Here is a 19739-nt window from a genome sequence, read left to right on the forward strand (position 1 = left end):
GTGAGATGACCATGCGCCGTTTGCTGTGTCTGCTGATCCTGCTATTCACCCTTCCTGCCACTGCGGGCCTGTTCGATGGTCGCCCCAGTGCCACCCTGGGCGGTCTGGACAACAGCGCCGACTTTCTACCGGTGCGTGAAGCCTTCCGCCTGAGCCTGGTGGACGCAACGCCCGAGCGGATCAAACTGCGCTTCATCGGCGCCGAGGGCTACTACCTCTACCGGCATCGTTTTCAGTTCAAGGCGAGCGACGCCGGTGTGATTCTCGGCGACGCACAGCTTCCGGCAGGCGAGCAGAAGACCGACGAGTACTTCGGTGAGGTCGAAGTCTATTACGGCATACTCGACGTCGAACTGCCGGTGCGGAACCCCGACAACAGACCCTTCACGCTGCAGGTCGGCTATCAGGGCTGCGCCGACAAGGGGCTGTGCTATCCACCGGAAACCGAGTCGTTCGAAATCGCCACAGGTGGCACTCCGGCCCCGGCTGCATCCAGCGCCACCCACGATACCGGCGGCGATGCCCTGTCCTGGCGCTCGGTGGCGCTGTTCTTTCTCGCCGGCCTGGGGCTGACCTTCACGCCTTGCGTGCTGCCGATGCTGCCGATCCTTTCCGGCGTGGTGCTGCGCGGACAACCCGGCGGCATGCGCAGCTTCCTACTGTCGCTCGCCTACGTATTTCCGATGGCCGGCGGATTTGCCCTGCTGGGCGCACTGATGGGCGTGTTCGGCGCCGAGCTGAATTTGCAGGCGCGTCTGCAATCACCCTGGGTCCTGGTGCCCTTCGCGCTGTTCTTCGTGGCCTTCGCGCTGGCGATGTTCGGTCTGTACGAACTGCGCCTGCCACAGGCACTGAGCAGTCGTCTCGATCGTCTGGCCGGCAACGCCAAGGGCGGCTCATTCACGGGCGCCGCCCTGCTAGGCGGCGTCTCCAGTTTGCTGGTCTCTCCGTGCGTCTCGGCGCCGTTGGCCGGCGCCCTGCTGTATATCAGCGCCAGCGGCGATGCCCTGGGCGGCGGCTTGAAACTGTTCGCGCTGGGCCTGGGCATGGGCGCCCCGCTGGTACTGTTCGCCACCAGTGGCGGTGCGCTGCTGCCCAAGAGCGGCCCCTGGATGATCAGCGTACGCAACACCTTCGGCGTTCTGCTGCTCGCCGTGGCGGTCTGGATGCTCGAACGCGTGCTGCCGGGTCCGTTGGCGTTGGCGTTGTGGGGGTTGCTGGCCGCCGGTACGGCGTTGTTTCTGGGCACCCTCGAACTCGCTCCCAAGACACCACAACAGAAGCTCGCGCAGCTGCTTGGCCTGGTTTTGCTGGTCTATGCCCTGGCCGCGTGGATCGGCGCATTCCAAGGCGGCTCCGATCCGTTGCGGCCGCTGCCACGTACCACGCTCGCCGCAGGCAGCGGGCCCGCGCAAGCCGAAAACTGGCACACCCTGTCGACACCAGCGGAACTCGACGCACAACTCGCAGCCGCTCGCACTGCGGGAGAGCCGTTGATGCTCGACTGGTATGCCGACTGGTGCATCAGCTGCAAGGTGATCGAACGCGAAGTATTTGCCGACCCGCTGATCGCGCCTCGCCTGGCCGACTACCGCCTGATCCGCTTCGACATCACCGAAAGCAATGCGCAGCAGCGCGCACTTCTCGATCGCTACAAACTGTTCGGCCCACCGGCCGTCCTGTTCTTCGATCGCAGCGGCCAGGAAATCTCCGATACCCGTGTCGTCGGCGAAATCGACGTAGCTCAATTCGCTGAACGGTTGAACCGCGCGGAAGCATTGCGCTAGCGCCTGCCCCGCTTCGCCGCGATCACAGCGAAACGGGATTACGCCCAGCAACCTTGCGGCAATCTCCACTCATAATGCGGGCATTTACGCCGATCGCAGCATGACTGGACAGTCAGCCCCCGCTTCGTGCATAGTTTTTCCCCTTCCCGATCAGCCCCACCTTACTGGCGCGATCGGACACAACAACAAGGAATATTCATGGCGACGTTTCTGGTCCTTCACGGCCCGAATCTGAATTTGCTCGGCACCCGCGAACCGGGCGTCTACGGCTCGATGACGCTGGCGCAGATCAATCAAGATCTAGAGCAGCGCGCGCGTGATGCCGGCCACCATCTGCTGCACCTGCAATCCAACGCCGAATACGAATTGATCGAGCGCATTCACGCCGCTCGCGATGAGGGTGTCGATTTCATCCTCGTTAATCCTGCCGCCTTCACACATACAAGCGTCGCGTTACGTGACGCGTTGCTGGCAGTGAGCATCCCATTCATCGAAGTGCACCTCTCAAACGTGCACAAACGTGAACCTTTCCGCCATCACTCCTACTTTTCGGATGTCGCGGTAGGTGTGATCTGCGGCCTTGGCGCCAGCGGCTATCGGCTGGCATTGGAGGCCGCCCTGGAACAACTCGCTGCTTCCTGACGGGCCTGCGTGCAAGCATGCCGGGGCTCGATAAAGCGAGCGGCAACACCCTTTGAACTTACCTGGGAGTCAACGCTTCATGGATATTCGCAAAGTCAAGAAACTGATCGAACTGCTGGAAGAGTCCGGGATCGACGAGCTGGAGATCCACGAGGGTGAAGAGTCGGTGCGCATCAGCCGCCACAGCAAACAAGTGGCCATGCAACAGCCGATCTACGCACAGGCCCCCGCCGCACCAGCAGCGGCACCTGTGGCTGCTGCCCCGGTCGCTGATGCCGCTCCGGCCGCACCGAAGCTGAACGGCACCGTGGTTCGCTCGCCGATGGTCGGTACCTTCTACCGCGCCTCCTCGCCGGAATCCAAGCCGTTCGCCGATGTTGGCCAGAGCGTCAAGAAGGGCGACATCCTCTGCATCGTCGAAGCCATGAAGATGATGAACCACATCGAGGCCGAAACCAGCGGCACCATCGAATCCATCCTGGTGGAGAATGGTCAGCCGGTCGAATACGACCAGCCGCTGTTCACCATCGTTTGAACCGCGGAGAGCCAGCGATGTTGGAAAAAGTATTGATCGCAAACCGCGGTGAAATCGCCCTGCGGATCTTGCGAGCCTGCAAGGAGCTGGGTATCAAGACCGTCGCGGTGCATTCCACTGCCGATCGCGAGCTGATGCACCTGGCCCTGGCGGATGAGTCCGTTTGCATCGGCCCGCCCCTTGCCACCAATTCATATCTGCACATCCCGTCGATCATCGCCGCGGCAGAGGTGACCGGTGCCACCGCCATTCACCCCGGCTACGGTTTTCTCGCCGAGAACGCCGACTTCGCCGAACAGGTGGAAAAATCCGGTTTTGCCTTCGTCGGCCCGAAAGCGGAAACCATCCGCCTGATGGGCGACAAGGTGTCCGCCAAGGACGCCATGATCAAATCCGGCGTACCCGTGGTTCCCGGCTCCGACGGCCCGCTGCCGGAAGACGAGAAGGAAGCCCTGCGCATCGCCCGTGAAGTGGGCTATCCGGTGATCATCAAGGCTGCAGGCGGCGGCGGTGGTCGCGGCATGCGCGTGGTGCACAAGGAAGAAGACCTGATCAAGTCAGCCAAGCTGACCCGCACCGAAGCCGGTGCCGCCTTCGGCAACCCGATGGTCTATCTGGAAAAATTCCTCGGCAACCCGCGCCACGTGGAAGTCCAAGTGCTTTCCGATGGTCAGGGCAACGCCATTCACCTGGGCGATCGCGACTGCTCCCTGCAGCGTCGCCATCAGAAGGTCCTGGAAGAAGCGCCAGCCCCTTACATCGATGAAAAGGCCCGGGCAGAAGTACTCAAGCGCTGCACCGACGCCTGCGTCGAGATTGGCTATCGTGGCGCCGGCACCTTCGAGTTCCTCTACGAAGACGGCCGTTTCTACTTCATCGAGATGAACACCCGCGTACAGGTTGAGCATCCGGTCACCGAGATGGTCACCGGTGTGGACATCGTCAAGGAGATGCTCAGCATCGCCGCGGGCAACAAGCTGTCGATCAAGCAGGAAGACGTAGTCATCCGCGGCCATTCGCTGGAGTGCCGGATCAACGCCGAAGACCCGGAGAAGTTCCTTCCGAGCCCCGGCAAGGTCAAGCACTTCCACGCACCGGGCGGTAACGGCGTTCGCGTCGACTCGCACCTGTACAGCGGCTATTCGGTTCCGCCGAACTACGACTCGCTGATTGGTAAGCTGATCACCTACGGCGCCACGCGCGAAGAAGCCATGGTGCGCATGCGCAATGCCCTGGACGAAATCGTCGTCGACGGCATCAAGACCAACATCCCGCTGCACCGGGATCTGGTTCGCGATGAAGGCTTCTGCAAGGGCGGCGTGAATATCCATTACCTGGAAAAGAAACTGGGTATGGATAAGCACTAAGCTGCAAGCGATATGATGTGCATCCGAAGGGAGCGGCATAGCCGCTCCCTTTCTTTTTCCTGCAGCTTGAGGCTTGCCGCCTGAAGCCGCTTTCGAAGGGAGCTTCGCATGCCCTGGCTACAACTTCGCCTCGCCATCGCCCCGGAACAGGCGCAATCCTACGAAGACGCCCTGCTCGGCGTCGGCGCGGTATCGGTGACCTTCATGGACGCCGAAGACCAACCCATTTTCGAGCCGGACCTGGGCACCACGCCGCTGTGGTCGCATACCCACCTGCTGGCCCTGTTCGAAGCCGATGTGGATGAAAGCAACCTGCTCGCGCACCTGCAGTTGCTGACCGGCGGTGAACTGCCCGATTACCAGTTGGAGCGCATCGAGGACCAGGACTGGGAGCGCAGCTGGATGGACAACTTCCAGCCCATGCGCTTCGGCCGTCGCTTGTGGATCGTGCCCAGCTGGCACGCCGCGCCCGAGCCAGATGCAGTGAACCTGTTGCTCGATCCCGGCCTCGCCTTCGGCACTGGAACCCACCCCACCACCGCGCTATGCCTGGAATGGCTGGATTCTCAAGAGCTGACCGGCCTGCAGGTGCTGGATTTCGGTTGCGGCTCGGGCATTCTTGCCATTGCCGCGCTGTTGCTGGGTGCTGACAAGGCGGTTGGTACCGATATCGATATTCAGGCCATCGAGGCGTCCCGTGATAATGCCGGACGCAACGGCATCGACCCTGCACGCTTCCCGCTGTATCTGCCCGAGCAGTTGCCGGAAGGCCAGTTCGACGTCGTGGTCGCCAATATCCTGGCGGGGCCGCTGGTGGAACTGGCACCACGGATCATCGAGCGCGCCAAACTCGGCGGTCGCCTGGCTTTGTCTGGAATTCTGGTCGAACAAGCTGAAGAGGTTCGCGCCGCCTACGCGGGCCACTTCGACCTGGACCCCACCGCTGAAAAAGACGGCTGGGTGCGGATTACGGGAATTCGACGCTCTTGAACAAAGCGTCGAATCGCGGCAGCAGTGCCGCGATTTCCGTTGCGAGACGCCACTGCCGTTCATCGATGCGCATGCGCTAGACTACGGGCATTTTTCGCCGGACCAACGCATGACCAGCTTCGTCACTCAGTGTCCTCATTGCCGTACAAGCTTTCGTGTCAGCCGCGCTCAACTCGCAGCTGCCCAAGGCGTGGTGCGTTGCGGTGCCTGCATGGAACTGTTCAATGCAGCCCGCTACCTGCAAGGGGACGTTGTCTCTGATCCAACGGTAGCCAGCCAGCCCTCCCGCAGCGAACCGGCACCAACTCACGCGACCTCGTCCCGGCATCCCACCACTGACGAAACGCTCTGGATCCACGATGACCTTGATCTGGACAGCCTCGACCTGGACGAAGAACTGGCGAAGCTCGAACGCCAGGAATTGGAGTTGTCGCGAGAGTTTCTGGAGCTGGAGCCACGGCCTGACGAACGCCTGCGCACCCCAACGGATGAACTCTCGTCGGCCGATGACGAGGCCTGGGCCGAGCAGCTGCTGAGCGCGGAAACCGACACACCGACAAACCACAACCGAACGCAAGCGGAGCCAGCACTCACTGCAGAGCCATTGCCCCAGGCGACCGATCTTCGCTTTACACCAGTAAGCGCCGAACATCCCGCGCCGCCAAGTCCACTGACAAGCCGGCCCGTTCCGTTGAACGAGCACCCCGACTCACCGGAGCGCGCCGAGCCTGTCTTCACCGGCCTGATCGAGCCGGAAGTCGCGGCCGAACCGATGGTCGACGCAGAGCAGGCTCCAGACCGAACGACTCGCAGGAACCATGAGGACCCGCTGTTTGAACTCGACGACGAGCCCCTGCAACTCGGCTGGGAGGCGCACCGTCGCCCCTGGGGACGCTGGCTGGGCTGGGGCCTGCTGAACCTGATCGCCCTGCTTGCGCTCGCTGGCCAATATGTTGCGTACAACTTTGATGAAGTGTCGCGACAGGACCAATATCGCCCGTGGCTGGAGCGAATCTGTCCCTCTCTGGGCTGCGAGCTGCCGCCCAGGGTCGATATCAGCCAGATCAAGAGCAGCAATCTGGTGGTGCGCAGCCACCCCGACTTCGCCGGGGCGCTGGTAGTCGATGCGATCATCTACAACCGCGCGTCGTTCGCCCAACCGTTTCCGCTGCTGGAAATCCGCTTCGCCGACATCAACGGGCAGACACTGGCGCAGCGCACGTTCAAACCTGGCGAGTACCTGTCGGGGGAGCTTGCCGGTCGGCGGGAAATGCCATCGCAGATTCCCATTCATATCGCCCTGGACATCCTCGATCCTGGCGCAAAGGCAGTTAACTACAGCCTGAGCTTCCGCTCACCGGATTAGTGCCAAGCACGCTATAGCCTCCGCCGCCTGTCGTATCGGCGTGCCATTCCTTGCGCTGGTTATAAGCTTAGGGCTGCTCAGATTTTGTTCAAAACAACCTTTAACCCGTCATCCGGAGCGGGTATTATGCACACCCTTTTTTGCTGTCCCGATCGACCTAACAAGCAGGCTCCAAGCAGGGAATCTTCATGTCAGCGGTACGCATCGGCCCCTATATCCTTCCGAATCGATTGATCCTCGCACCCATGGCCGGTGTGACCGATCAGCCGTTCCGCCAGCTTTGTCGACGCCTCGGCGCGGGTCTGGTGGTGTCGGAAATGGTGACTAGTGACGTACGCCTTTGGAATAGCCGCAAATCGCGACTGCGCCTGCTGCATGAAGGTGATCCGGAGCCGCGTTCGGTGCAGATCGCGGGTGGCGATCCGCAGATGCTGGCCGAAGCCGCCGCTCGCAATGTCGAGCTGGGCGCGCAGATCATCGACATCAACATGGGCTGTCCGGCGAAGAAGGTCTGTAACAAGGCCGCCGGATCGGCGTTGATGAAAGATGAAAGGCTTGTCTCGGAAATTCTGGAAGCCGTCGTCGGTGCGGTTGATGTTCCGGTGACCTTGAAGATCCGCACCGGTTGGGACAGGCAGAACAAAAACGGACTGACGGTGGCGAAGATCGCCGAACAATCCGGAATCGCAGCCCTGGCCGTACATGGCCGTACCCGTGCCGACCTTTATACGGGCGACGCCGAGTACGACACCATCGCGGCGATCAAGCAGGCGGTGTCGATACCGGTATTTGCCAATGGGGATATCGATACGCCGCTAAAGGCGCGTGAGGTGTTGAGCGCAACAGGTGCCGATGCACTGTTGATTGGTCGAGCGGCACAGGGCAGACCCTGGATCTTTCGCGAGATCAATCACTACCTGGCGACCGGCGAGCTGCTGGCTCCGCCGGGTCTGATCGAAATCGAAGACATTCTGCTGGAACACCTGAGCGCGCTACACGCCTTCTATGGCGATGTCATGGGTGTGCGCATCGCGCGCAAGCATGTCGGCTGGTATCTCGCAACACTACCCGGCGCGCGTGAATATCGCGCCCGGTTCAATGGTTTGGAAGACAGGGACGCGCAATGCGCCAGTGTTCGAGCATTCTTTGCCGAACGCCGAACAGGCCCTGACTCGGGGGAAGGGAAAGGGGTGGCTGCATGACGCTGTTGAACGAAACACTGGTAACTGGAACAACATCCGTGAGCGACAACGTGAACCTCAAGCAACACCTCAACACGCCAAGCGAAGCAGGCCAGACCCTGCGTGGCAGTGTCGAGAAGGCGTTGCACAATTACTTTGCCCATCTGGAAGGCGCGGACGTCACGGACGTTTACAACCTGGTCCTTTCCGAAGTGGAAGCACCACTGCTCGAAACCGTAATGAATTACGTCAAGGGCAACCAGACCAAGGCCTCCGAACTGCTGGGCCTGAATCGCGGCACTCTGCGCAAGAAACTCAAGCAGTACGATCTGCTGTAAGCCGAACCAAAAGCTGGAAGCCGGACGTTTCCAGCCTCGGCATACGGCTCGACTTCTAGCTTCTAGCTTCTAGCTAGCTGCCCCGAATCCGCCTCCATCGACTGGAATAAAGATGACCGACCATTCCCTCCGCCTTCCCGTCCGCCGCGCGCTGATCAGCGTGTCCGACAAGACTGGCGTCGTTGAATTCGCCCGTGAACTCGCCTCCCTCGGTGTCGAGATCCTGTCCACTGGCGGCACCTTCAAGCTGCTGCGCGAAAACGACATCGCCGCCGTCGAAGTCGCAGACTACACCGGCTTTCCGGAAATGATGGACGGGCGGGTCAAGACCCTGCATCCGAAGATCCACGGCGGCATTCTTGGCCGTCGCGATCTGGACAGTGCGGTCATGGCCGAGCACGGCATCGCCCCGATCGATCTGGTCGCGGTCAATCTCTACCCGTTTGCCGCCACCGTCGCAAAACCCGGCTGCACGCTTCCGAACGCCATCGAGAACATCGATATCGGCGGTCCGACCATGGTTCGTAGCGCTGCGAAAAACCATAAAGACGTGGCCATCGTGGTCAATGCTGATAACTACGCCGACGTCATCGAGAATCTGCGCAACGGCGGCCTGACCTACGCACAGCGCTTCGATCTGGCACTCAAAGCCTTCGAACACACCGCATCCTACGACGGCATGATTGCCAACTACCTGGGCACCATCGACCAGAGCGTCGACACCCTTTCCACCGAAGGCCGCAGCCTGCTGCCTCGCACCTTCACCACGCAGTTCGTCAAGGCGCAGGACATGCGCTACGGCGAGAACCCACACCAGATCGCCGCCTTCTACGTCGAGCAGCCCGATGAAGCCTGCGTCGCGACCGCTACCCAACTGCAGGGCAAGGAGCTGTCGTTCAACAACGTGGCCGACACCGACGCCGCACTGGAATGCGTAAAAAGCTTCGTCAAGCCGGCCTGCGTCATCGTCAAACACGCCAACCCTTGTGGCGTCGCCGTGGTGCCGGAAGACGAAGGCGGCATCCGCCAGGCCTACGAGCTGGCCTATGCCACCGACAGCGAATCGGCGTTCGGCGGCATCATCGCCTTCAACCGCGAGCTGGACGGTGAAACCGCCCGCGCCATCGTCGAGCGCCAGTTCGTCGAAGTGATCATTGCGCCGAGCGTATCCGCCGAGGCCCGGGAGATTGTCGCCGCCAAGGCCAACGTGCGCCTGCTCGAGTGCGGCCAATGGCCGGCCGAACGCGCGCCGGGTTGGGATTACAAGCGGGTCAACGGTGGCCTGCTGGTACAAAGCCGCGACATCGGCATGATTACCGCGGACGATCTGAAGATCGTGACCCAGCGCGCCCCGACCGAGCAGGAAATTCACGACCTGATCTTCGCCTGGAAGGTGGCCAAGTTCGTCAAGTCCAACGCCATCGTCTACGCCAAGAATCGCCAGACCGTGGGCGTCGGCGCCGGCCAGATGAGCCGGGTCAATTCCGCCCGCATCGCCGCGATCAAGGCCGAACATGCTGGCCTGCCGGTACCCGGCGCGGTCATGGCCTCGGATGCCTTCTTCCCGTTCCGCGACGGCATCGACAATGCCGCCAAAGCCGGCATCACTGCAGTGATCCAACCGGGCGGTTCGATGCGCGACGCCGAAGTCATCGCCGCGGCAGACGAAGCCGGCATCGCCATGGTGTTCACCGGTATGCGCCACTTCAGACACTAATAACGGTCGCGCTCGGACAGGCATCTGCGGCGTTGTCCGGCCCTCCCCATGCTCATGCCAGAAGGCAGCTCCGCTGGGTAAAGGGCCTGACGCCTTGCATCTACCGACCCGATTACGACCTCGAGATTCGTAGGTTGGGATGAGCGAAGCGATACCCAACGATCCGGCATCGTCCGGACCCGCCAGGAGATTTTTCATGAACGTACTGATCATCGGCAGCGGCGGACGTGAACACGCGCTGGCCTGGAAGGTGGCGCAGGACCCACGGGTGAATAAGGTGTTCGTCGCGCCGGGCAATGCCGGCACTGCGACCGAAGCCAAGTGCGAAAACGTCGACATCGACGTGCTGGCCATCGAGCAACTGGCGGATTTCGCCGAAAAGAACGTGCAGCTGACCATCGTCGGTCCAGAGGCGCCACTGGTCAAAGGTGTGGTCGACCTATTCCGTTCGCGTGGTCTGGATTGTTTCGGCCCCACCGCCTCAGCCGCGCAGCTGGAAGGCTCAAAAGCCTTCACCAAGGACTTCCTTGCTCGTCACCAGATCCCTACCGCCGACTATCAAAACTTCACCGAGGTGGAGCCGGCGCTGGCTTATCTGCATGAGAAAGGCGCGCCCATCGTGATCAAGGCCGATGGCCTGGCAGCCGGCAAAGGCGTGATCGTCGCCATGACCCTGGCAGAAGCTGAAGAAGCCGTACGCGACATGCTCTCGGGCAACGCCTTCGGTGATGCCGGCGCACGCGTCGTGATCGAGGAATTCCTCGATGGCGAAGAGGCCAGCTTCATCGTCATGGTCGATGGCGAGAACGTCCTGCCGATGGCCACCAGCCAGGATCACAAGCGCGTCGGTGATGGCGACAGCGGGCCGAATACCGGTGGTATGGGCGCCTATTCGCCCGCTCCGGTGGTCACCGCCGAGGTTCACCAGCGTGTCATGGACAAGGTGATCTGGCCGACCGTCAAGGGCATGGCCGCCGAAGGCAATGTCTACACCGGCTTTCTCTATGCCGGCCTGATGATCGACAAGGCCGGCGCACCGAAGGTCATCGAGTTCAATTGCCGCTTCGGCGATCCGGAAACCCAGCCCATCATGCTGCGCCTGCAATCGAGTCTGGTGCTCCTGGTCGAGGCAGCACTGGCGAAGGCGCTGAATAAGATCGAGGCACAATGGGATCCTCGCCCGAGTCTGGGCGTCGTTCTCGCGGCTGGAGGCTACCCCGGCGATTACAGCAAGGGCGCGACGATTCGCGGCCTGGAGGCTGCAGCGCAACTGGAAGGCAAGATATTCCATGCCGGCACGACGCTGAAGGACGGCGCGATCACTACCTCCGGCGGACGCGTGCTCTGCGCAACAGCCATGGGCGAAACGGTCTCGGCAGCCCAGCAAAACGCCTACGCGCTGGCTGCACGCGTCGAATGGGACGGCCACTTCTACCGCCATGACATCGGCTACCGTGCAATTGCGCGCGAACAGGGCAAAAGCTGAGCGAGGAACTCGCTGGAATGTGCGCAACGGCAGACCTTATCTTCCGTTGCACGCATTACAGGGGCACATGGCGATGGCTATAATCTGCCGTCAGATAGATGAAGGGGCTTCAATCGTGCGTCGACTTAGAGTCGCCATTGCTTTTGCCTTCAGTCTATTGCTGGCTGCGCTGTCGTCATTCGACGCGGTGGCCGAGCCACTCTCTTCCGACCCCGCTGCCGCCACGCAACAAACGGGACCCAATTGGCGACTGCTCATTGATCAGTCAGGCCTGCTTACGCTCGATGAGGTTCTGGATCAGCGCGGTCTGTTCCAGCGAATCGACACCCGCTCCTATGCTGCTCCGGCAAGCGACAGCGCCGTTTGGCTACAGGTGAGCCTCCCCCCCTTCACTCAGCCGAACTGGCTGTGGGTATTCGCCCCTCGTGTGCAATATCTCGACTTCTACCTGCTACGCGACGGGCAGCTCGAGCAACATATTGAAACCGGCGAGCTGAGACCGCTGGATTCGCGCCCTCTGCCGACGCGCGCCTACCTGTTCTCGCTGCCCAACGACGATGCGCCTCGCGAGGCCTACGTTCGGTTGCAGTCGTCGCACCCGATCATGACTTGGTTCTATACGATCGACGAAGCTGGGCTGGTCGAGCAGGCCCGCCCGGCGTACCTGTTCGGTGCGTTGTTCGGTGCCCTGGCGCTGCTGATGGTCTACAACCTGCTGCGCTTCGCCTACACGCTCAGTTACAGCCATGTATGGCTGGCCGTGCTACACGGCGCACTGCTGATCTGCGCCATGGCGAACCTCGGCTTGCTGGCTGTATGGATACCGAACCTGATCTATAGCCAACCATTGATTGCCGATATGGCGGCGCTGCTCACCTGCCTGTCCTTGCTTGCCTACACCTTTGGCTTCTTCCAGCACCGCACGCGATCCTGGGTGACGTGGTTGCTGGCGACGCTAGCAGGCATTGTCATCGCTTTGGCTACCATCATATTGCTCACCGGCGAGTTGTGGTTCAGTTGGCTGATCTACGTCTCGGTATTGATCACTGCGCTCAGCGTTACCGCGGTGGCAATCCATCATTGGCGGCAGCGCTATGAGCCCGCCAGACTAGTAGTCGCCGGTATGCTGCTGTTCGATGGCGGCTTCTTATTCGTTCTGCCCATTCTGCTGGGCTTCGACCAGCTCGATCCCAACTGGCTGACCGGCATCATGTTCAGCGTCGCCACGTGCTCGGGTCTGATCCTCAGCTTCGCATTGCTGGAGCGGCAACGGCAGATCCAGGCCAACAGTCGCAATCAGCACACTGCTGAAGCGGTCACCAGCGCTGAGCTACGGACCAAGGCAGACTTTCTGGCCAAGATCAGCCACGAAATTCGCACCCCCATGAATGGGGTGCTGGGTATGAGCGAGTTGTTGCTGGACACTTCGCTGTCGGCCAAACAACGCGATTACGTACAGACGATTCACAGCTCCGGCAATGAACTGCTCAACCTGATCAACGAGATCCTGGATATTTCCAAACTGGAGTCCGGACAAATCGAACTGGACGATGTTCAGTTCGACCTCAATGCCCTGATCGAGGACTGTCTGAGTATCTTCCGAGCCAAGGCAGAGCAGCAGAAGGTCGAGCTGATCAGCTTCGTTCAGCCGCAGATTCCACATGTCGTCGCAGGCGACCCTACCCGTCTGCGCCAGGCCTTGTTGAACCTGCTCGAAAATGCCTTCAAGCAGACGGAAGAAGGCGAAGTCCTGCTGATCGCAGCGGTGGACGAGCATGAAGCGCCTCCGCGTCTGCGCATCACCGTGCAAGACAGTGGGCGGCCCTTGGAAGCGCAGGAACGCGATGCGTTGCTCAATGCTGCCCTGGATAGCCGCGACTTCCTCGCCGCAACCCGCCACGGCGGCCGACTCGGTCTGATCATCGCCAGACAACTCGTTCACTTGATGGACGGCGAGTTCGGCATCCAGACCGGCGGCATCTCAGGCAACACGTTATGGATAAGCCTGCCGTTGGGTGCCGAACTTACCGAACAACCCGCCAGCGATCTCGACAGCCAGCTGAAAGGGGCACGCCTGCTGGTAGTCGATGACAACGACACCTGCCGGAAGGTAATCAGCCAGCAGTGCAGCAGCTGGGGCCTGGACGTCAGTGCCGTGGCCTCTGGCAAGGAGGCGCTTGCCCTGCTCCGCACCAAGGCGCACCTGCACGAATACTTCGATGTCGTCCTGCTCGATCAGGACATGCCCGGCATGACGGGTATGCAGCTGGCCAGCAAGATCAAGGAAGACTTCAGCATCAACCACGACATTCTGCTGATCATGCTGACCGGTATGAGCAGCGCGCCGAGCAAGATCATTGCGCGCAACGCCGGAATCAAGCGCATCCTGGCCAAACCCGTTGCTGGCTACACCCTGAAAACGACCCTCGCCGATGAGATCTCTCGCCGCACCACTACCGTAGCCTCCACCGCCATTCAATCCAGCACACCGTTTTCGGTACCGGACGACTTCCTCATCCTGGTCGCCGAGGACAACAGTATTTCCACCAAAGTCATCCGAGGCATGCTGAACAAGCTGAACCTCAAGCCGGACACTGCCAGCAACGGCGAGGAAGCGCTCGAACTGATCAAGACGCAACCCTACGATCTGGTGCTAATGGACTGCGAGATGCCTGTCATGGACGGCTTCGAGGCGACCGCGAGGCTACGCGCCTGGGAGTCTTTGGCAGGTCGCCCGCGAACGCCTGTGGTGGCGCTGACGGCTCATATTCTCAGCGAGCATCGCGAGCGCGCCCGCGAAGCCGGCATGGATGGGCACATGTCCAAACCCGTCGAGATGTCGCAACTGCGTGAACTGATCGAACGTTGGGTAGATATCCGAGCGGCAGCCTCTGCGGATCGGCACAACCGCCCCTGATCATTGCTGGGAAATTGGCGACACGCTGCGCACATCCTCAATTACCAGGAGGCTTTCCGGTTGCGCCGGCATTCGTGAAGTATCCATCCGTAAATCCTGAGCAGGGACGGCGTAAGTCATCCGCCGCGTCAGCATGCGCAGTGCACTCATCAGCAGTGCGATCGCCAATCGCTCGCCGGGACAGCGATGCCCTGTCGCGGCATCGCCACCGCCCTGAGTGATGAAATTGAACGCACTGCCATCCCAGGTGGCGAAACGTTCGGGCCGAAACGCTTCAGGCTCAGTCCAGAGCCGCGAGTCCCGATTGGTCCCGTAGAGGTCCAGGAGCACTCGCGTACCTTTAGGGAAGTGATAGCCCCGCCATTCGAAATCCTTTCGCACGCGCGCCGCAGTGAAAGGAAAAAAGGCATGAAGCCGGCGAACTTCCTGTGCAAAGGGTTCCAGCGCAGCATCATCTCGCTGCAACCGCTGCTGCCACGCTGGATGCGCCAGCAATTCCAGCGCGGCGTAGATAATGAAGCGCGTAACCGCCACTGTCGGGCGCAACAGATTGAGCATTTCGACCGCCGCCGCTCTTTCATCAAGCGCCTTTCCGTCTAAATCGAGATACTGCGCAACCACGGCCAGCGCCCGAGTTTCATCGACCTGCAGTTCCCCGGCTCGCACTCGGGTGATCAGCTCGATCATCCAGTTTTCCGCCTCTTTACGCGCCTTGCGCGCGCGCAAGTGGCGGGCTCCAATACCACCCGCGCCATCGATCATGGCGGCCAGCTGATCACGACGCAGTAGTACATCACCCCCGGCGAGCGGTACGCCGGCCCACCCACACACCGAGCGGGTGAGAATCGCCTGGACCTCCGGCATGAGGACGATGCGGTCGCTACGCTGCCAGGTCTCGATGGCCGCCTGCCAATGGGTCTCGCTCAACCGCACCAGTTCGGCGACCGCATCGTCGGTCAGCAATGACATGAACAGTCGTTTGCGATGCCGATGTGCCTCGTCATCCAGCCCCTGCACACCGCCTTGGCCAAACAGCGTTTTCTGCAGCATGCGCGGTGCGGCGTGCTGACGCTCGAATAGCTGCTCGTCGTAAAACAACCTCGCAGCCTCTTCGCCACTCATGCAGATCGTGTTCTGTAGCAGCAGGCGGACCTGGAAGATGTCTGATCCAAGCCGCTGACATCGGCTGGGAATGAACGAGTACCCTTCGCTGAGCAGCGAAAGCGAACTCTCTGCTTGTAGATCACGCGGGATATCAGGCACTACTGTTTCCTCCCTTGATGTCAGGCCCTACGGTGGACCTCATCCCGCTGCCCCGGTGCCCGTTCCCGCTCACACCAATGCCAGAATGAACAAAACGCGCGCTCCGATGCCGATAAAAGACTGGCCGAACTATTCCGCGACGCTTGTGCCCCATTGTCCGAACCTTCGCTTCGAGGCATAAGCCGTCGCCAAGGAGCCAACCCAATGATGAAGAGGAGCGATGTCGTCTGGACCTTTGTCGGCATCACGGCGGTACTGCTTTCCGGCTATCTGCTCTATCAGGAAATTCACAATCTCTCGCTGGCCGAACTCACCGAAAGTCTCGAGGCCATCAGCTATCGGGACTGGCTGCTGGCTGGCCTGGCGACGCTTGGTGCTTACACCGCGCTGGCTTGGTATGACCGGATTGCCATAGCCCACCTGGGCAAGAACATCTCCTGGTGGTTCATCACGCTTTGCTCGTTCACCACCTATGCCCTGGCGCACAACGTGGGCGCGTCGGTGTTTTCCGGGGCGGTTGTGCGCTATCGCGCGTATCGCAGCAAGGGGCTCAGTCCGCATGAGATCGGCGTATTGATCGTATTCTGTTCCCTCACGTTTTTTCTCGGCACCTTGCTGGCTGGGGGAGCCGTATTGATTCTGCGGCCGGATTTGCTGAGCAGGCTCATCGACGCAGATCCCTGGCTTTCGCTCGCCATTGGGACGTCCCTGCTGTGCCTGGTCGGTCTTTACGTGATTGGGGCCTGGCGACATTTCGCGCCCATGCATCTTGGGAAATGGCGAATCGATTACCCACGCCTTCCGATCGTCGGCAGGCAGCTGATTGCCGCACCACTGGAACTGGCCTGCGCGGCGGCAATCATCTACTTCGCGCTTCCCGACGCGCAGAACCCCGGCTATCTGGTGGTACTCGGGGTATTTCTCGCATCCTTCTCGCTGGCGTTGTTGTCCCATGCACCCGGCGGGCTCGGGGTACTCGAGGTGACCTTCATCGCCGCCTTGCCGGAGCTGCCTACATCCGACGTCCTGGCTGCACTGATCGTATTCAGGGCCTTCTACCTTCTGCTGCCATTCGCCCTGGCGATATTGATCGTGATGGTATTCGAAGCCACCCAGTGGTCGGCAAAACGACGCACCGGCATCGGCTCCGGTCAGTAAACTACGGAACACCACCATTGCAGTATGGCTATGTTCGCTCGCTCGGGTGATCATTCGCCTCCATTTCGAGATGAAACACGAAATCACATGACCGACACCCGTACCACCCGACCAGGCTCCGATCAACCGCCCGAGCACAAGCCACGGCCCTTGATGGATTTGGCGATCAGCATCGTGATCCCATCATTGATCCTGATGAAGCTTAGCGGCGAGAACCGCCTTGGCGCCGACGGCGCGCTTCTGCTGGCGCTGGCGTTTCCGCTCGGCTGGGGTCTGTTTGAACTGGCGAAATATCGTAAATTCAACTGGATCGCCCTGCTGGGCCTCGTCAGCGTGCTGCTTACCGGCGGCATCGGCCTACTGCAACTCGACCCCCAATGGCTGGCAGTCAAGGAAGCCGCAATTCCCGGCATCATCGGCATTGCGGTACTGGCCTCGACCCGCACCCGCTTCCCGCTGATCCGCACCCTGCTCTACAACCCCAAGGTGCTCAACGTCGACAAGGTTCACGAGCAGCTCGAGCGCAACGGGCAAACCGCTCACTTCGAAACGCGGCTGCTGCGCGCCACCTACTTTCTCAGCGGTACCTTTTTTTTCTCTTCTTTCATGAACTATGTACTGGCCAAATGGATCGTCAACAGCCCGGCCGGCAGTGAAGCCTTCAACGCCGAGCTGGGTCGCATGACCCTGCTCAGCTACCCTATGATCGCGATCCCGAGCATGTTGATGATGATGGCGATCTTCTATTACCTCTGGCGCACCATTCACGGCCTGACCGGCCTGCGCCTCGAGGACATCATCGCCCCGCACGCGCACGCCGATCGGCGTGGTGGAAAATCCTGACCGCCTCGGCGATCACGCCGACATCAGCAGCATCCACAACGGCAGGCCGATCGCCGCGAGCATGGTCGAGAGAAACACCGTCGAACTGACCGCGCGGGTATCGTCCGGATTGGCCACGAAAGCCAGCACGTTCACGCCACTCGGACAGGCCGCCAGCAGCACCAGCACGCTACGTGCTTCATGACTCAGCCCGGGCAACAACCCACTGACGTACCACACCAGCAATGGAAACAAGCCCAGCTTGACGAGCGTCAGCGCCAACGCAGTAGGACTTGGACGCAGCCGATAGCGTGACAAACTGATACCCAGCACCAGCAGTGCGCAAGGCAACGCTGCCTGGGCCAGCCAATCAGCGATGCGCCATATCGACTGCGGCAGACCGAAGCCCGAAACGTTCAGCAAGGCTCCGAGCAACAGCCCCACAATGAGCGGGTTGGCGAGATTCTTCAGCAGCGCCGTGCCACTGACCTTCTGCCCCGAGCCGAACGCGCTGTAGAAGCTCTGCAGCGAAAACAGGATCAGGCTGTGAAAAACCAGGATTGCGAATACGTACACCAGGCTCGCCTGTCCGAGCAACGTGGTCACCAGCGGGATTCCGACCAGCACGTTATTGGAGTAGGCAGCCGTCAATCCCAGCGGCGAAGCGCGCCCCAGCAAACGATGCGCAATCAACCCTACGAAGATGAAGATGGCGAGCACCGGACCAAAATAGGCCAGCAATAGCATCGGAGACATGCCGTCGCTCAGCTGTGCGCGGGCGATACCGGTGAACAGGACGGCCGGCATGAACAACTTGAAAGTGATATTGGCGAGCCCGGCTGCCGCTTCACCAGCGAGCCAACCTCTCCAGCCCAGCAGATAGCCGAGCATGATCAAGCCAAAGATGGGCAGGATTGCCTCAAACACGACCACGCAGCTTCTCCAACGACCGGTACGGCCTCATGCCGCCCCGTAAAAAGGTGGCAAAGAATACCGACTCGCGGACAGGATAACCAACAGGTGTGGCCCCAAGTCACCCCGGGGCAAATCCGATAGGTCAGCCGTCAGACCTGAGGAGGCGCAGCGACAACCGCGGCACCCGTTTCCACAGTGACCAGCGAGTCGAGCACAACCGATAAATCTTCGTGCCAGTCATGCGTAGCGATGCCAAAGGTTGTTTCGAATCGGGTGCAATCGAGCACGGACCAGGCCGGCCGACGCGCGGGCGTCGGGTATTGTGCGGTAGTGATCGCAGATACCTGTGGCTGTTTAGGAAGCATGCCCTTGACTGTTGCCTGGCGAAAAATCTCTACAGCAAAATCGAACCAAGTACAGGGCGAACGGCCGCTGTAGTGATAGAGCCCCCATGCAAGCGCGCCTTCACGCGCATATCGCTGAGCCAGCTGCAGTAGCACATCGGCAATGCTGCCGGCCTGGGTAGGGCAGCCAAACTGATCAGCGACCACCGAAAGAGAGTCACGCTGACGCCCCAGGCGCAGCATCGTCTTGACGAAATTGTGGCCATGCGCGCCATACACCCAGCTGGTTCGCAGAATCAGATGCTCATCCAACACAGCCCGGATGGCCTCTTCACCAGCCAGCTTGCTGGCACCGTACACGCCCGTTGGTTCGACTTCGTCTTCTTCTCGGTAAGGCTCTCGGGCTTCGCCGGAAAACACGTAATCAGTGGAGATGTGCAGCAATGGGATGCAGGCATACCGGGCGGCTTCGGCCAATCTGGCCGCCCCCTCACGGTTCACTGCGAACGCCTGCTCGCTATGCGTCTCGGCGTTGTCGACGTGAGTGTAGGCGGCCGCGTTGATGATCATCCCCGGCTTGAGCAGGGCTACGACAGCTGCCACCTGATCAGCATCGGTAATGTCCAGCTGCCCCCGGGTCATGCTAAGCGCCTCGAGACCATACTTATTCGCACGGTCTACCAACTCGTGGCCGACTTGGCCACCGGCACCGCATACAAGGATTCGCATCTGGTTATCACCTCATTCAAAGCTCGCTAGTAACGGCAAGCACGATTCGTAAAGCAGATTCGATACAGGCCCATCGCGCTGAAACCGCCGAGATAGCGCGGCTCAAGCACATTCAGGCCAGCATAAACGAATTTTGTTCCGCCGAAAGCAAGGCTGATAAGAATTATTCCCAGCTCGTCGGA

16 protein-coding genes are annotated in these 19739 nt (G+C 60.8%); 13 read left to right on the forward strand and 3 right to left on the reverse strand.

What is annotated here, in order from left to right:
- The first annotated feature begins 11 nt into the window (after nucleotides 1-11).
- The 11 genes from V6943_RS00095 (at nucleotide 12) to V6943_RS00145 (ending at nucleotide 14326) form a co-directional block, all read left to right on the forward strand.
- Entirely contained in the window at nucleotides 12-1787 is a 1776-nt protein-coding gene (locus tag V6943_RS00095) for a protein-disulfide reductase DsbD (RefSeq protein WP_340552243.1), read from the forward strand.
- A gap of 198 nt (nucleotides 1788-1985) precedes the next feature.
- Entirely contained in the window at nucleotides 1986-2429 is a 444-nt protein-coding gene (aroQ, locus tag V6943_RS00100) for a type II 3-dehydroquinate dehydratase (RefSeq protein ID WP_131649977.1), read from the forward strand.
- Nucleotides 2430-2508: 79 nt separating this feature from the next.
- Nucleotides 2509-2964: an acetyl-CoA carboxylase biotin carboxyl carrier protein gene (gene accB / locus V6943_RS00105; RefSeq protein WP_131649976.1), complete on the forward strand. Its 456-nt coding sequence runs from the start codon at nucleotides 2509-2511 to the stop codon at nucleotides 2962-2964.
- Between the two features lie 17 nt (nucleotides 2965-2981).
- Complete coding sequence (gene accC / locus V6943_RS00110; RefSeq protein ID WP_131649975.1) at nucleotides 2982-4331, forward strand: acetyl-CoA carboxylase biotin carboxylase subunit; 1350 nt, start codon at nucleotides 2982-2984, stop codon at nucleotides 4329-4331.
- A gap of 108 nt (nucleotides 4332-4439) precedes the next feature.
- On the forward strand, nucleotides 4440-5321 hold the full coding sequence (gene prmA / locus V6943_RS00115; protein ID WP_131649974.1) for a 50S ribosomal protein L11 methyltransferase: 882 nt from the start codon (nucleotides 4440-4442) through the stop codon (nucleotides 5319-5321).
- Nucleotides 5322-5430: 109 nt separating this feature from the next.
- Complete coding sequence (locus V6943_RS00120) at nucleotides 5431-6687, forward strand: DUF3426 domain-containing protein (RefSeq protein WP_340552244.1); 1257 nt, start codon at nucleotides 5431-5433, stop codon at nucleotides 6685-6687.
- A gap of 188 nt (nucleotides 6688-6875) precedes the next feature.
- The gene (gene dusB, locus V6943_RS00125; RefSeq protein WP_197445808.1) at nucleotides 6876-7889 is read left to right on the forward strand and encodes a tRNA dihydrouridine synthase DusB; all 1014 of its coding nucleotides are present in this window, start codon (nucleotides 6876-6878) and stop codon (nucleotides 7887-7889) included.
- Nucleotides 7886-8206 (forward strand): DNA-binding transcriptional regulator Fis, encoded by a 321-nt coding sequence (fis, locus tag V6943_RS00130; RefSeq protein WP_131649971.1) that lies wholly within the window; start codon nucleotides 7886-7888, stop codon nucleotides 8204-8206. Before dusB ends, fis begins: the two co-directional genes overlap by 4 nt.
- Nucleotides 8207-8318: 112 nt before the next feature.
- Nucleotides 8319-9923, forward strand: coding sequence for a bifunctional phosphoribosylaminoimidazolecarboxamide formyltransferase/IMP cyclohydrolase (purH, locus tag V6943_RS00135; RefSeq protein ID WP_340552245.1), 1605 nt, complete (start codon nucleotides 8319-8321; stop codon nucleotides 9921-9923).
- A gap of 196 nt (nucleotides 9924-10119) precedes the next feature.
- Complete coding sequence (gene purD, locus V6943_RS00140) at nucleotides 10120-11409, forward strand: phosphoribosylamine--glycine ligase (protein WP_340552246.1); 1290 nt, start codon at nucleotides 10120-10122, stop codon at nucleotides 11407-11409.
- 115 nt (nucleotides 11410-11524) lie between these two features.
- The gene (locus V6943_RS00145) at nucleotides 11525-14326 is read left to right on the forward strand and encodes a hybrid sensor histidine kinase/response regulator (RefSeq protein WP_340552247.1); all 2802 of its coding nucleotides are present in this window, start codon (nucleotides 11525-11527) and stop codon (nucleotides 14324-14326) included.
- Here V6943_RS00145 and V6943_RS00150 read toward each other — a convergent pair whose 3' ends face one another.
- Nucleotides 14327-15589 carry a cytochrome P450 gene (locus tag V6943_RS00150; protein WP_340552248.1) on the reverse strand — a complete coding sequence of 421 codons (1263 nt, stop codon included), beginning with the start codon at nucleotides 15587-15589 and terminating at the stop codon, nucleotides 14327-14329.
- A 204-nt stretch (nucleotides 15590-15793) separates the two neighbouring features.
- Here V6943_RS00150 and V6943_RS00155 point away from each other — a divergent pair, with 204 nt between their 5' ends.
- Nucleotides 15794-16747 (forward strand): lysylphosphatidylglycerol synthase transmembrane domain-containing protein, encoded by a 954-nt coding sequence (locus V6943_RS00155; protein WP_340552249.1) that lies wholly within the window; start codon nucleotides 15794-15796, stop codon nucleotides 16745-16747.
- Nucleotides 16748-16834: 87 nt separating this feature from the next.
- Nucleotides 16835-17590 carry a VC0807 family protein gene (locus V6943_RS00160; protein ID WP_181100156.1) on the forward strand — a complete coding sequence of 252 codons (756 nt, stop codon included), beginning with the start codon at nucleotides 16835-16837 and terminating at the stop codon, nucleotides 17588-17590.
- Nucleotides 17591-17602: 12 nt separating this feature from the next.
- Here the strand turns inward: V6943_RS00160 and V6943_RS00165 are convergent, their stop codons facing one another.
- Both V6943_RS00165 and rfbD read right to left on the reverse strand, forming a co-directional pair.
- Nucleotides 17603-18502 (reverse strand): AEC family transporter, encoded by a 900-nt coding sequence (locus tag V6943_RS00165; RefSeq protein WP_340552250.1) that lies wholly within the window; start codon nucleotides 18500-18502, stop codon nucleotides 17603-17605.
- Between the two features lie 131 nt (nucleotides 18503-18633).
- Nucleotides 18634-19557 carry a dTDP-4-dehydrorhamnose reductase gene (gene rfbD, locus V6943_RS00170; protein WP_340552251.1) on the reverse strand — a complete coding sequence of 308 codons (924 nt, stop codon included), beginning with the start codon at nucleotides 19555-19557 and terminating at the stop codon, nucleotides 18634-18636.
- Nucleotides 19558-19739: the final 182 nt, after the last annotated feature.

It is taken from the genome of Pseudomonas sp. CBC3, assembly GCF_037967085.1.
Taxonomy (GTDB): Bacteria; Pseudomonadota; Gammaproteobacteria; order Pseudomonadales; family Pseudomonadaceae; genus Stutzerimonas.

Coding starts and splice junctions, on each gene's coding strand:
- V6943_RS00095 (WP_340552243.1), top strand. CDS start 12: ATGCGCCGTTTGCTGTGTCTGCTGATCCTGCTATTCACCCTTCCTGCC.
- aroQ (WP_131649977.1), top strand. CDS start 1,986: ATGGCGACGTTTCTGGTCCTTCACGGCCCGAATCTGAATTTGCTCGGC.
- accB (WP_131649976.1), top strand. CDS start 2,509: ATGGATATTCGCAAAGTCAAGAAACTGATCGAACTGCTGGAAGAGTCC.
- accC (WP_131649975.1), top strand. CDS start 2,982: ATGTTGGAAAAAGTATTGATCGCAAACCGCGGTGAAATCGCCCTGCGG.
- prmA (WP_131649974.1), top strand. CDS start 4,440: ATGCCCTGGCTACAACTTCGCCTCGCCATCGCCCCGGAACAGGCGCAA.
- V6943_RS00120 (WP_340552244.1), top strand. CDS start 5,431: ATGACCAGCTTCGTCACTCAGTGTCCTCATTGCCGTACAAGCTTTCGT.
- dusB (WP_197445808.1), top strand. CDS start 6,876: ATGTCAGCGGTACGCATCGGCCCCTATATCCTTCCGAATCGATTGATC.
- fis (WP_131649971.1), top strand. CDS start 7,886: ATGACGCTGTTGAACGAAACACTGGTAACTGGAACAACATCCGTGAGC.
- purH (WP_340552245.1), top strand. CDS start 8,319: ATGACCGACCATTCCCTCCGCCTTCCCGTCCGCCGCGCGCTGATCAGC.
- purD (WP_340552246.1), top strand. CDS start 10,120: ATGAACGTACTGATCATCGGCAGCGGCGGACGTGAACACGCGCTGGCC.
- V6943_RS00155 (WP_340552249.1), top strand. CDS start 15,794: ATGATGAAGAGGAGCGATGTCGTCTGGACCTTTGTCGGCATCACGGCG.
- V6943_RS00160 (WP_181100156.1), top strand. CDS start 16,835: ATGACCGACACCCGTACCACCCGACCAGGCTCCGATCAACCGCCCGAG.
- rfbD (WP_340552251.1), bottom strand. CDS start 19,557: ATGCGAATCCTTGTATGCGGTGCCGGTGGCCAAGTCGGCCACGAGTTG.